Here is a 13,056-nt window from a genome sequence, read left to right as displayed (position 1 = left end):
AAGAAATCAAAGAAGATCAAAACTCTAGGAAATTAATTGATTTTTTTGTAATAACTGAGTTACAGCATCAACAGTAATCGGGGGTGAAAAATAATATCCTTGTCCATATTCACAACCTAAATCATTCAAAGTATTAATCTGTTTTTCAGTTTCTACACCCTCCGCAACCACATCTAAATTCAAACTATGGGCTAAAGTAATCAAGGTTTTAATAATATCTAAACTTTTGGGATTGCAATTAATATTCACAATAAATGAACGATCGATTTTCAAAGTATCTAAAGGTAAAGATTGTAAATAAGATAAACAAGAGTAACCCGTCCCAAAATCATCAATAGATAATTGGATATTGCGACTTTTAAATTGATTCATGTACTCAGTAACAGCTTCGGGGTTTTCCATTAAAATACTTTCAGTGATTTCTAGTTTTAAACTAAATCCTTCTAAAACTTTAGATTCAATAATATCATCAATTAAACCACTGAAATCAGATTTTAAGATTTGCAACCCTGATAAATTAACGCTCAAACTTAAAGGAAATTGCTCAGGAAACTCTTTTTTCCAATAACTAAATTGACGACAGGATTCTCGGAGTACCCATTCTCCCAAAGGAATAATCAGTCCGGTTTCCTCTGTCAGAGGAATAAAATCAGAGGGTGGAATTAATCCTCGACTGGGATGTTGCCAACGAACTAAGGCTTCAAAACCGACTAAACTTTGATTTTTTAAATTGTAAATTGGTTGATAATAAACTTGAAATTCTTGATTTTCTAGTCCTAATTCTAAATCAGATTCTAACTGTAATCTATTCAAAACAGCAACTTGCATTTCTGGATTAAAAAATACCGTGCAATTTTTATTGCTCTGCATTCTAGCATAGTGCATAGCGGTATCTGCTGCTCTTAAAAAATCTTCCGCTTGTTCGTAGAATAAACTAGATAATGCAACACCAATATTAGTATTTCCCGAGGCGGTAATTCGACGTTCTGGTAGGAATAATTTAAAGGCTTGATGGAGTTTATTGGCTCTTTCTAAAGCAATATTTTCTGATTTTATATTGGGTAGAAATAGGACAAATTCATCCTTCCAGATTCTAGCTAAAATATCGCCGGGTTGCAAACAGCTTTTGATCCGTTCAACTTCTTGAATTAAAAACTTTTCAGCTAAGGTTTTTCCATAGCCATACCGAATGATTTTAAACCGATCTAATGCTAAATAAAATAGAGCAAAATCTAACTGATGATTAACCGCAGAGCGAATACATTCTAAAACATGATTTTGATTTGGAAGTCCCGTTAATTTATCATAAAGAGCAAGATATTGCAAATTCTCAACAGCAGTTTTAAGTTGTTGTTTTTGCAGCCGACTATTAGTAACAATATCGATGGTTTTTCGGATGGTAACAATTAAATCTTGAAAATTAATCGGTTTAGTTAAAAAATCAAATGCCCCTCGGTTCATGGCGGTTCTAATATTTTGAATATCGCCATAGGCAGAAACAACAATAGCTTTCAGTAGCGGATCAATTTTAGGCATTTGTTCCAGCAATGCCCAGCCATCCATTCCGGGCATATTTAAGTCGGTTAAAATGACGGAAATATGAGGGTTTGAACGTAAAATATCTAAAGCATCTATACCATTAGTAGCAAATAAAAACTGAAATTCTCCCGCTTTAATCTGAGGTTTTAATCGTCTTTCGATTAATCGTTTTAACTCTGGTTCATCATCAATAACTAAAATAAAAGCAGGGGTTGAAGGCATAGTAACAGAATCTGAATAGAGTGTAATTTCTGCGAGGGAAGATAGAGATTTTGCGGAGGAATGTAACATAGGATTTTCGTTTGAATAATCGATTAAAACCATTTAAGAAAAAGGATATTAAGTGTGATATTTTGAGATCTTGATATTGAGTATAATTTAATTTTCTCCTATTTTTCAAGAACAAATATAATTTGATTAATTCCCTTTTTGGTTTTTAGGCAATTTTAGGATTAACTCCGTATATTGTTTCCATTGCGTGTCAAGTTGCAGGGTGCCTCCATGCTGTAAAACAATAATATCATGGGTTAAAGATAAGCCGAGTCCAATGCCTTGTCCTGGGGGTTTCGTGGTGAAAAATGGAGTAAAAATATTATCAATGAATTCGGGTTGAATTCCTATGCCATTATCATGAATTTTAATTTCAATTTCAGAATCTTGATTTTTTGTAATTAAGCACAAAGTAGGATCAAATTTTTCCTCTCGATTCATATTTTCTTGCATTTTCAAATAAAGGGCATAACAACTATTATCAATAATATTAATTAAAGCTCGATGTAAATCAGATATAATAACTTCTATGACCTCAAGATGGGGATCAAATTGCGTTTTAATGGTAATGACAAACTGTGGATGTTTGACTCGAAAACTATGATATGCTAGTTTAATCGCTTGATCTAAAATATCATTAAGATTAATACATTGATATTCCCCTGGTTCAGAACGAGCCAACTGCATCATACTTTCAATAATTCGACTAGCCCGCTGTCCATGCTCATCAATAGCCTCAGCATCGGTGATTATATCCTGCAATTGAGTTAGAATTTCCTGGGAATCTTCGGTAGGATTTTGCTGAATATTTGCTAACAATTGATTTAGGCTATCAAGGGAAGATTGGGCATAATTAATGACAAAATTTAAAGGATTTCTTAGTTCGTGAGCAACCCCGGCGGTAATGGTTCCTAATGAGGCTAATTTTTCCTGAGAAATAATTTGTTTTTGTGCCGCTCTTAAACGTAAATGTACCCGAACTCTGGCTAAAACATCCTGTTCATCAAAGGGTTTGGTAATATAATCAACTGCCCCCAAAGAAAGACCTTTAACTTTATCAATAGTTTCTGATAATGCCGTCATAAAAATAATCGGAATATCCTTGGTTTTAGGATTAGCTTTCAGACGAATACAAGTTTCAAATCCATCAATTTTAGGCATTTTAACATCTAGTAAAATCAGTTCGGGTAATTCTTCTAGGACTTGTTCTAGGGCTTCTTCTCCATTGGTGGCTACAGCTAATTGAAATCCGGCACTGGTTAGGGTTTGTGACAGGACTTTTAAATTAGTTCCATTATCATCAATAATTAAAATTAGTTGATTGTCCATTGATTGAGAAACTCCTTAATTTGTGTGATTTTAAAATCTTGAGTTAGATATTTAATTCTATCAGAAAACAAACTTAAATCAGGATTAATTTGTTTAAGTTTAATCACTTCTGCTTCCAGTTCTAAAACCCTTCCTCGTTTGGCTAATTTCATTAAACTTGATAAAATTTCAGAACTGGGAATAACTAAATCAGGACTATTTTCTGCCGGAGTCTGGGGCAAATTTTTTTCGGGATAATCATATTCCCATTCTAATTTTAACCAAGTCTTTAGTTTAATCAATAATTCCTCTACTTCCAAGGGTTTAGAAAGAAAATCATTACATCCAGCATTTTGGCTTTGTTCTCTATCCCATTGATAAACAGAAGCGGAAGTTGCAATCACAGGAATATCATGAAATTCCGGTAAAGAACGAATGTGTCTAGTCATTTCAAAACCATCCATAATTGGCATAACTAAATCTACAATTATTAAATCAAATTGACTTTTTTTCAGTTGATATAATCCTTCTTGACCATTACTGGCTTCTACAATTTCAAACCCCAAAGGTTGTAATAAATCCAACAATATCAGGCGATTTTCCTGTTTATCATCTACAACTAAAATCTTGTTTTTATCCCCTTTAAATCCCACAATTGAATATAAAGAATTAGCTTCAGAAATAGGTTGCACTTCTGTCGAAATTGGTAAATTCAATTCAAACCAAAAATGGCTCCCCTTTCCCGTGTTACTTTCTACATACAAATCTCCTCCTAGGTGTTTAATTAATCGTTGGGTAATTGCTAACCCTAACCCAGTTCCCTCTGAACGATAGGATATTTCTGCAACTTGTTCAAAAGGGAGAAAAATATTTTCTAATTGTTCGGGATTTATGCCAATTCCCGTATCTTCAATTTGAAACTGAATTGTTTGATAAAAACTGGAATTATCTGGGGGTTTTTCTATGACTTTAATTCTCAAAGTCACTGTGCCATAATCGGTAAATTTAATCGCATTTCCCAAGAGATTAATTAAAATTTGTCGTAAGCGTTTTTCATCTATTTCTACAGCTATCGGCAGTTGGGATAGGGGTTGATAAATAAAAGATAAACCTTTTTGTTTAGCTTTGATAGAACAGATTTCTACAACCTCCTTTAAAAACGTATCTAAATTAACAACTTTTGCAGAAATTTCTAATTTTCCAGCTTCGATTTTAGACAAATCTAAAAGATCATTAATTAAGGTGAGCAGATGGGTTCCACATTGATGAATAATTTGGATGCCCGCTTGATCTTTTTCCGATGGAGTTATCGAGCGTTTTAAAATTTGGGTATATCCTAAAATTCCATTTAAAGGAGTTCTTAATTCATGGCTCATATTTGCTAAAAATTCACTTTTAGCACGGTTAGCGGCTTCGGCATCTTCTTTCGCCTGTTTCAATACTTCTTCAACTTTTTTCCGTTCTAAAATCTCTTGTTGTAAGGCTTGAGTGCGTTCAGTAACTTTTTCTTCTAAAGTCTTATAAAGTAAAGCATTTTCAATAGAAATTGCTGCTTGAGAAGACAATAAATTTAAAACTTCTAACCGTTGAGATGTAAAAGCTCCAGTAATCAAATTATTTTCTAAATAAAGAATTCCAATCAGTTTTCCTTGATTCAAAAGGGGAACACATAAAATCGACTTAGGCTGATTAAAAATAATATAATCATCGCTAACAAATTTATTCTCTTTTGTCGCCTGATGAATAACTAAACTTTCTTGAGTATGAATTACATAATTAACAATGGAGTTGCAAACTTCTGGGGTATTAGTTTCGGAATTAATTTTTTCAATCGGAATTGCTTGTAAAACTTTAACTCCATCGTGAACCGTTGTAACGTCAGCCTGAATTAACCACTGTTTATCGGATTCTAAAATTAAATGTCCTCTTTCTGCTCCGGCATTTTCTACAACAATTTTCATGATCTTTGTGAGTAAATGCTCAATCGAAATTTCCCGGGAAAGGGCTTGAGAGGCTTTGAAAATGCTGGCAATGTCTAAGGAATTAGATGAATTAATCGGGTGAAATTCCGGGATAGAATCACTAAAATTTTCTCGATAATCTGTAATATTTTTAGCCTGAATTTGTTCAAAATCCCATATCCATTTGCCTTTATTGTGACCTTGTGTCCAGGATAATTGAGTCGGATATTCAAATTGTAATAGTCCTTCTGTATAAAGGGATTTCAAAAATTCTCGAGTAGAAAAAGGATTTCCTTGGGTTTTTAGATAGACTAAATGGGCTAAGGGTTGACTTACTTCCGTAGAACAGTTTAATCCTTCCGCGATTAAATCATTGATATCTGATAAACTTAAATTATCGAGACTAATTTCAACTCCCGGGTCTTGGGTAATTTTAATCGCTTCTAAGGTTGATTTTAAGGGGGGATTGAGATTTAATTCATGATGACGATAGGCTCCAATAATCATTAAATATTGAATACTTTCATCTTGACTTAAGGTTTTAATTAAGTTTAAGGAAGCCCAATCTGCCCATTGTAAATCGTCTAAAAAAATTACTAAGGGATGTTGGGGTTGAGTTAGGGCTTGGATAAGTTTTTGAAAAACCTTTAAAAAACAGTTAGGAGTTTGTTGTAAATCTAAGGATTCAGTTACAGAAAACTTACCAATAATTCGTTCTAAATCAGGAATAATATCAATTAATAATTGTCCTTTGTTTCCGACAAAAGCTAAAATTTTATGCTTCCATTGCTCTAATATTTCTTTCCTTTCTGTTAAAATTTGATGGCAAAATTCATTTAAGGCTTGAGCTATGGCAAAATAGGGAATATTCCGTTTATATTGATCAAATTTTCCCGAAATAAAAATTCCCCGTTTAGCCGTAATCGGTTTATAAATTTCCTGTACTAAGGAGGATTTTCCGACTCCAGAATAACCAGAAATCCAAATTAATTCTCGATCTCCTTGACTCACTCGTTCAAAAGCGGTTAATAGGGTTTCCAGGGGTTGTTCTCGACCATATAATTTTTCGGGGATGTGCAGTTTATCTGATAAATCTTGACTTCCGAGTTCAAAGGATTCAATATAACCTTGGGTTTTGATTTGTTCTAAACAACGTTCTAAATCACTTTTAATCCCATAGGCTGACTGATAACGATCTTCGGCATTTTTTGCCATTAATTTGAGAATAATTTGGCATAGGGTTTCCGGTAGACTAAAGTTAGTATAATGATCGGGATAAATAGGAGTTTTAGCAATATGACTATGGACTAATTCTAAAGGATCTTCACTGGTAAAGGGTAATCGACCCGTGATTAATTCATAAAAAGTTACCCCTAAAGAATAGAAATCACTTCGATAATCAATGGTTCGATTCATTCTTCCCGTCTGTTCTGGGGATAGATAGCCCAGGGTTCCTTCTAGGATATTAGCAGAAATAAAACTGAGATTTTCTTGGGATAAAATACTGGAAATTTCAAAGTCAATCAGTTTAATAACTTCCGTATTGTGATTCCAGACAATATTACTCGGATTAATGTTTTTATGAATAATATTAAATCCGTGGATTTGACCTAAAATTTTGGTAATGTCAATGGCTAATTCCAGAAATTCAATTAAGCTTAACTGACCCGCCAATTTTAACTGGCTCAGGGATGATCCCCCAAAGTCTTCTAAAATCATTATGGAGTGATCCTGATGGGACTCTAACCCATAAACCTTAACCACTCCGGGCAAATTTAAAGACTGAATCAGTTCATATTCTCGTTGAAACTGAGCCATCTGTTTAGGGCTGTACCCTTTTCCCCGCAGGACTTTCAGCACCACAGGCCGTTGATAGGGAATCCAATGGGCCCGATAGACTAAACTGGTGGGGCTACTATACAGTAAAGTAGTTGTGTCAAACCCTGATATGGTCAGCATTTTAGTTTAGTTCATGATGGGTGTGGGTTAGGATCAATCAATCTTGATCTCGTGGTCAACAATGAACTGGATATCCCATCCTACCCTCCAGGATATCTGATATTATCCTTGAGGGAGTGTGTTTTATGTCACATTTATATTTCCGTAGGGCCTTAAATTTAAGATGACCAATCAAGCTGGAACCCTTTATATTGTAGGAACTCCCATTGGGAACCTAGAAGACATTACGTTGCGGGCGATAAAAATTTTACAAACTGTTGATTGGATTGCGGCCGAAGATACCCGTCATACGGGCAAGCTATTACACCATTTTGACATTAAAACCCCCCAACTCAGTTACCATGAACATAATCAACAACGCCGGATTCCGAGTTTGGTGGAATCTCTGAGTCAGGGACATACAATTGCCTTGGTTACGGATGCGGGAATGCCAGGAATTTCTGACCCAGGATATGAACTAATTAAGGCTTGTATTGAAGCAAATATTGCTGTAATTCCGATTCCTGGAGTTAGTGCTAGTATAACAGCTTTAAGTGCGGCGGGACTCCCCACAGATCGATTTATTTTTGAAGGGTTTTTACCCACCAAAAATAAAGAACGTCAACAGCGTTTAAGCAGTTTACAAACGGAATCTCGCACCCTAATTTTATATGAAGCGCCCCATCGTCTGGTGGAAACATTGGAAGATTTAGCCCTAATTTTAGGAGCAAAACGGTCTATTGTAATTGCCCGGGAATTAACAAAACTCCATGAACAATTTTGGCGAGGAACCTTAGAAAATGCCGTACAATACTATCAAGATCATAACCCCAAAGGTGAACTAACATTAGTCATTTCTGGTGTCGCCGAAACCCCAACCGTGGTCACCGAAGATCAACTTAAAGCCGAACTCCAATGTCTACTCCAGCAAGGGATTACCCGTTCCCAAGCCAGTCGCCAACTTGCCGAAGCCACCTCCTTACCCCGTCGTCAAATCTATCAAATTGCTTTAACTTTACCCGATGGCACAGAATAAAATATTGAGGATAAATGGTATAAATGATTAGGTTGTTAATATAGCAATCCGTGTAGGGGTTGTAACATTTTATCGTAGGGGTTGGGTCTCCCAACCCTCTTTGCGCCTGGGTTGGGAGACCCAACCCCTACGGGTTTTTATCACAAATCCTACACGGATTGCGATAGTTGATACTTAACCTTTAATTAATATAATCAAGTATCCGCTCCCCCTGCCTCCCCTGCTCCCCCTGCTCCCCCTGCCTCCCCTGCTCCCCTTATATCTTTCTCCAATATGGCTTATATTACCCAACGTCGTCGCTCCGTTAGAAATTATTCTGTTCCTCATCGTTCTAACAGGCAATCTCCTGTTAGAGTAGGGACTAGAATACCTCATAGATTAGCGAAATTAAAATACTCTCGAATTATATTTTTAATTGCCCTATTATTAACTGTTAATTGGACATTGGGAGCGGTGTTAAAACTATTATTCCCACCCGCAAAGCCCCAACCCCAAACTCAGAATATTACCATTTCTGCCCCGGCGACCGAAACAGATAAAACCGTAGCTTATAACATCAAAACCCCTCCTAATTTAGTCCCCAGTCAAGACTTACAAACTATTATTGATGGTGCAGTTTATATTGCTAAAAACCAAGGATTACCCACCGAATCCCTATCTATTACATTAATTGATGTTAGTAAACCTGCTACCCATACCATCGCCGGATATAACAATACCAAACTCAGATTTCCCGCCAGTGTTGCCAAATTATTTTGGATGGTTCAATTTTTTGGCTATGCAGAAAAAGGATATATTCCCAAGGAATCGCCCTTTTATACCGACCTATCCCAGATGATGCGAATTTCCGATAATGATTCAGCCAGTCGGATTGTTGATGCGATTACCCAAACTGAATCAGGGGAAAACTTAGACAAATCCGAATTAGATAAATGGGTAGAAAAACGCAGTCAAGTTAATAAATTCTTTGAGAAATCCGGTTATACTGGAATTAATTTAACCACTAAAAATTATCCAATTACCGGGGTAGGAGAAGAACCTACGGGTCGAGATGTACAACTGCGAGAAATTCCTTCCTATTCCCAAGGAAATCGCGTCACCACTGACCAAACAGCCCGATTAATGTATGAAATCTACACAAAACAAGCCATTTCTCCCTTAGCGAGTACCAAAATGGCATATTTATTAACCCGTGATTTAAACCCAAAAGCTTGGAAAAATATTGATTCTAACTCCGTTGCTGGATTTTTAGGAGAATCCTTACCTCCCGATATTTACTATGCTTCTAAAGTCGGTTATACCAGTCGTTCTCGTCAAGAAGTCGCCTTTGTTAGAACCTTAAACGATAAAGCAATTTATGTCTTAGCCGTCTTTGGAGATAATCCCGCCTATGCAAAAAATGAACAGGTTTTCCCTGACATTTCTCGTTATATTTTTAATCGTTTAAATCAAACCCCCTTAAAAGCCACTTCCGAAAAAATAACTCAATTCAATCAATTATCCTTTCCCATGGTAGGAATGAATAATTAAACCGTAGTAAGCCCTTCAGGGCTTAATCACAATCATTGTAGTAAGCCCTTCAGGGCTTAATCTTATGAAAAAAAACAAAATCATTGATCAAATCTGTCCCCATTGTCAGGGAAAAGGCTATACAGAAATTCGAGATTGTTCCGGGGAAATTCAACGGGAAGAAACCTGTGTTTTTTGTGTAGGAACAGGGAACAGAGAACAGGGAACAGACAATAAATTGATAACCGATAACTGATAACTGATAACTGTTAACTGATTAAGTGGTGTATTCAGCGTTAATTTTTACATAGTCATAACTTAAATCGCATCCCCAGGCTTTGCCCACACCGGAGCCATTGCCGATTTTAACTGAAATTAATACCGTATCTTCCTTGAGATATTCTCCTGTTTTGGCTTGTTTTAAATACTCATTAGCTGCATTCCGATCAAAAGCTAGGGGTTGACCCTGCTGCATTAAGACAAAATCCCCTAATTTGATTTCCAAATCATTTTGGTCAAAATGGACTCCCGCCCGGCCCGCCGCCGCCGCAATTCTTCCCCAGTTAGGATCATGACCAAAAATGGCGGACTTCACCAAAGATGAACCTACAATGGTTTTAGCAACTTTATTCGCAGATGCTTCATCCTGGGCACCGGAAACTTGAACTTCAATTAAACAGGTGGCTCCTTCCCCATCCCGGGCGATCGCTTTGGCCAAATATTCACAGACGGCTGTTAACATCCCTTCTAATTTTTCCGCTTCTGGCCCCATACCCGTAATCGCTGGAGTCCGAGACGCCCCATTAGCCAAGGCGATTAAACAATCGTTGGTACTCGTATCGCCATCAACGGTAACTTGATTAAAACTCCGGTTGGCTGCACGGCTTAACATTTCTTGCCACAGGGGAGGAGAAACCACCGCATCGCAGGTGACAAAAGCCAACATCGTCGCCATATTGGGGTGAATCATCCCAGACCCTTTACAAATTCCCCCCACTCTCACGGGACGGTCGCCAAACATCGTTTCTAAGGCAATGGTTTTCGGGACTAAATCTGTGGTCATGATCGCCTTAGCTACGGCCGCGTTACCATTCTCTGACAATTCCTCGACTAACTTGGGAATCCCGGCTTTGAGGATATCCATTTTAATCCGTTGACCGATGACTCCGGTAGAAGCCAGTAAAATCGATTCCGGTGCAATATTTAAGACTTGGGCCAAAGTTTGGGCGGAGTCTACCGCATCTGTCCAACCTGCTGCCCCCGTGGCGGCATTAGCCTGTCCCGAATTACATAAAACCGCTCTGGCGCTGGGTTTGGCTTGGAGTTGTTGACGACAATAATCAACACAGGCGGCTCTAACTTGGCTGGTAGTAAATACCCCGGCTGCGATCGCATCTACATCAGAGACAATTAAAGCCAAATCCGGTAATCCCGATGCTTTCAGTCCGGCCGTAATTCCCGATGCCCGATACCCTCTAGGGGCAGTCACCCCACCCTCAATCACTGTCCAATCCGACATGATTTCCCCTTTCGTTTCCAATATTACCGAGAACGGATTATATCAAGAACCAGGGTGATAAAACTTAAATTGATTATCCTCAACTATTTGGGGGAAAATGCTGCATAATCTTCTCAAATCTTTACCCCCATTCGGTCTCAAACCTCTGAAGCCGAACCCGCATTCTATCAACCCCTTTTAAAAAATATGGGAGCCCTTCAGGACTTACTACGTTTTACCAAATTAAGGTTAAGTCTAATATAAATCCGGGGAGAATATTTTCCCCTGATAATGTTGTAGGGTTTTCCTGAATTTCTACTTCTTGATCTGGGCGATAAATTTCAACTCGTTTATTTTTCGGATCAATTAACCAGCCTAATTTTGCCCCATTTTCCTGATACTCTCCCATTTTATTTTGTAAGGGTTTTAACGTATCACTTGCTGACCGTAATTCTATCACAAAATCAGGACATAAAGGCACAAATTTTTCCCGTTGTTTGGGGGTTAAAGTATCCCAGCGATCGCGCTTAACCCAAGACGCATCAGGAGAACGATCCGCACCATTGGGAAGTTTAAATCCGGTCGAAGAATCAAAAGCTTCACCGAGATTGGTTTTACTACTCCAAATTTCGAGTTGAGTCGCTATTTTAATACTGCGTCTCCCTGTATTTCCTCCCGTTGGTGGCATAATCATTAAAACTCCTGATGCAGTCCGTTCAAATTTTAAATCTCGATTTTTTTGACATAACTCAAAAAACTGCTCATCCGTTAAATTAATCGTTAATTGCAGAGGAGTCGATAAATTAATTGTGGCAAATTCCATCACTTTTCCTCCAGGGGAATTGACTGATTAATTAAGTGATTTTGTCGGTTAAAATTATTAGAAACCCGGTTTCTATAGGGGATTATTAACGGAGTAGTTTGCTTATTTACAGGGAATATTGGCTTATTATATCATTGAGCGATCGCCATACTTAACTAATTTTCACCTCAACCGTCAACCATAAAAATATCCCCACTTGCTTAGGCAAAGCGGGGGCATTGATTGATTCATGGTGAATTTACAGTTATCTCAGTAACAACTCAATTAACTCATGGACGAGCCACTGCGGTCATAGCTGCTCGCGCTGTCAGTGGGTTTGCCTTGAATCGTTGTCCGATAATCTCCTGGCTCAATGCCGACTTCATCCGCGACTCGGTTTAGTAAGGATTGTTGACGGTTTTTAATTACTTGATGATGACGCATCATCAAAGCCCGAGCTTGATTTTGAGTATCCATAATTTGTTCCTCCTGTGTTTAAAATTGAATGTTTTTTTGAGTTTAATATTATATTCAACTCAGCTAAATCATCCCGTTACCACGGTCATAGTTACTCACAGAATTGGCACTGGGTTTGCCTTGAATGGTTGAGACATCGCCGGGTTCTGTACCGACTTCATCGGAAACCCGATTTAACATCGATTGTTGACGGTTTTTAATCACTTGGTGATGACGCATCATTAAAGCCCGAGCTTGATTTTGAGTATTCATAATTTGTTTCTCCTGTGTTTTAAATTGAATGGTTTTTTGTTAAAGTTTTCTTAACAAAAATATTAAGAAAGATTACAATTATTAATCTTTCTAGCTCATTGTGGCATTGCTGCGACCGTAGCTGCTGGCAGAATGGGCGCTGGGTTTGCCCTGAATCGTGGTTGGATCACCGGGTTCTGCACCAACTTGATCGGAAACCCGGTTGAGTAAGGACTGTTGACGATTTTTGATGGTGTGGTGATGACGCATCATTAAAGCGCGAGCTTGTTCTTGAGTACCCATGAGCTTGTTCTCCTGAATGAATAGCCTAAAAAATAAAAGGCTGTTTTGGTCTTCAATTTCTAATATACCAGAACATTCTGTAGTCTACATTACAAAATGCCCTAATTTAACAAATCTTTACATTTTTCTTAGAATTCAATAACAAAAAAAACCTACCGGGGGAGGTAGGGGGAGCAGGGGGAGC

The 13,056-nt window shown here is 37.6% G+C and carries 11 protein-coding genes; 3 read left to right on the top strand and 8 right to left on the bottom strand.

Annotated elements, in window-relative coordinates; all coding sequences use genetic code 11:
- Window positions 1–24: 24 nt before the first annotated feature.
- From PL11201_RS08445 to PL11201_RS08435, 3 genes are all read right to left on the bottom strand, one after another.
- Window positions 25–1,830, bottom strand: a complete 1,806-nt coding sequence (locus PL11201_RS08445; RefSeq protein WP_234996646.1) for a putative bifunctional diguanylate cyclase/phosphodiesterase — start codon at window positions 1,828–1,830, stop codon at window positions 25–27.
- A 126-nt stretch (window positions 1,831–1,956) separates the two neighbouring features.
- On the bottom strand, window positions 1,957–3,138 hold the full coding sequence (locus tag PL11201_RS08440; protein WP_079678150.1) for a hybrid sensor histidine kinase/response regulator: 1,182 nt from the start codon (window positions 3,136–3,138) through the stop codon (window positions 1,957–1,959).
- Window positions 3,123–7,037: an AAA family ATPase gene (locus PL11201_RS08435; protein WP_079678149.1), complete on the bottom strand. Its 3,915-nt coding sequence runs from the start codon at window positions 7,035–7,037 to the stop codon at window positions 3,123–3,125. Before PL11201_RS08435 ends, PL11201_RS08440 begins: the two co-directional genes overlap by 16 nt.
- Window positions 7,038–7,200: 163 nt before the next feature.
- Between PL11201_RS08435 and rsmI the strand changes: the two genes are divergently transcribed.
- From rsmI to PL11201_RS08420, 3 genes are all read left to right on the top strand, one after another.
- Complete coding sequence (rsmI, locus tag PL11201_RS08430; protein ID WP_079678148.1) at window positions 7,201–8,052, top strand: 16S rRNA (cytidine(1402)-2'-O)-methyltransferase; 852 nt, start codon at window positions 7,201–7,203, stop codon at window positions 8,050–8,052.
- A 273-nt stretch (window positions 8,053–8,325) separates the two neighbouring features.
- The gene (locus tag PL11201_RS08425) at window positions 8,326–9,582 is read left to right on the top strand and encodes a serine hydrolase (RefSeq protein WP_079678147.1); all 1,257 of its coding nucleotides are present in this window, start codon (window positions 8,326–8,328) and stop codon (window positions 9,580–9,582) included.
- Between the two features lie 64 nt (window positions 9,583–9,646).
- Entirely contained in the window at window positions 9,647–9,817 is a 171-nt protein-coding gene (locus tag PL11201_RS08420) for a molecular chaperone DnaJ (RefSeq protein ID WP_079678146.1), read from the top strand.
- Between the two features lie 21 nt (window positions 9,818–9,838).
- Here the strand turns inward: PL11201_RS08420 and argJ are convergent, their stop codons facing one another.
- The 5 genes from argJ to PL11201_RS08395 all read right to left on the bottom strand — a co-directional run bounded on the left by argJ (window position 9,839) and on the right by PL11201_RS08395 (window position 12,872).
- Window positions 9,839–11,080: a bifunctional ornithine acetyltransferase/N-acetylglutamate synthase gene (gene argJ, locus PL11201_RS08415; protein ID WP_079678145.1), complete on the bottom strand. Its 1,242-nt coding sequence runs from the start codon at window positions 11,078–11,080 to the stop codon at window positions 9,839–9,841.
- Between the two features lie 214 nt (window positions 11,081–11,294).
- The gene (locus PL11201_RS08410) at window positions 11,295–11,882 is read right to left on the bottom strand and encodes a Uma2 family endonuclease (protein WP_079678144.1); all 588 of its coding nucleotides are present in this window, start codon (window positions 11,880–11,882) and stop codon (window positions 11,295–11,297) included.
- Between the two features lie 264 nt (window positions 11,883–12,146).
- A complete protein-coding gene (locus PL11201_RS08405; protein ID WP_079678143.1) occupies window positions 12,147–12,338 on the bottom strand; it encodes a glutamine synthetase inactivation factor IF7A in 192 nt (63 codons plus the stop codon).
- Window positions 12,339–12,401: 63 nt separating this feature from the next.
- Window positions 12,402–12,590, bottom strand: a complete 189-nt coding sequence (locus tag PL11201_RS08400; RefSeq protein WP_079678142.1) for a glutamine synthetase inactivation factor IF7A — start codon at window positions 12,588–12,590, stop codon at window positions 12,402–12,404.
- Between the two features lie 90 nt (window positions 12,591–12,680).
- Window positions 12,681–12,872 carry a glutamine synthetase inactivation factor IF7A gene (locus tag PL11201_RS08395; RefSeq protein WP_079678141.1) on the bottom strand — a complete coding sequence of 64 codons (192 nt, stop codon included), beginning with the start codon at window positions 12,870–12,872 and terminating at the stop codon, window positions 12,681–12,683.
- Window positions 12,873–13,056 lie beyond the last annotated feature (184 nt).

Origin of the sequence: Planktothrix sp. PCC 11201, assembly GCF_900009135.1 — a bacterium.
In the GTDB taxonomy this organism is placed as follows: Bacteria; Cyanobacteriota; Cyanobacteriia; order Cyanobacteriales; family Microcoleaceae; genus Planktothrix.
This window is presented reverse-complemented; position numbering and strand designations above follow the sequence as displayed.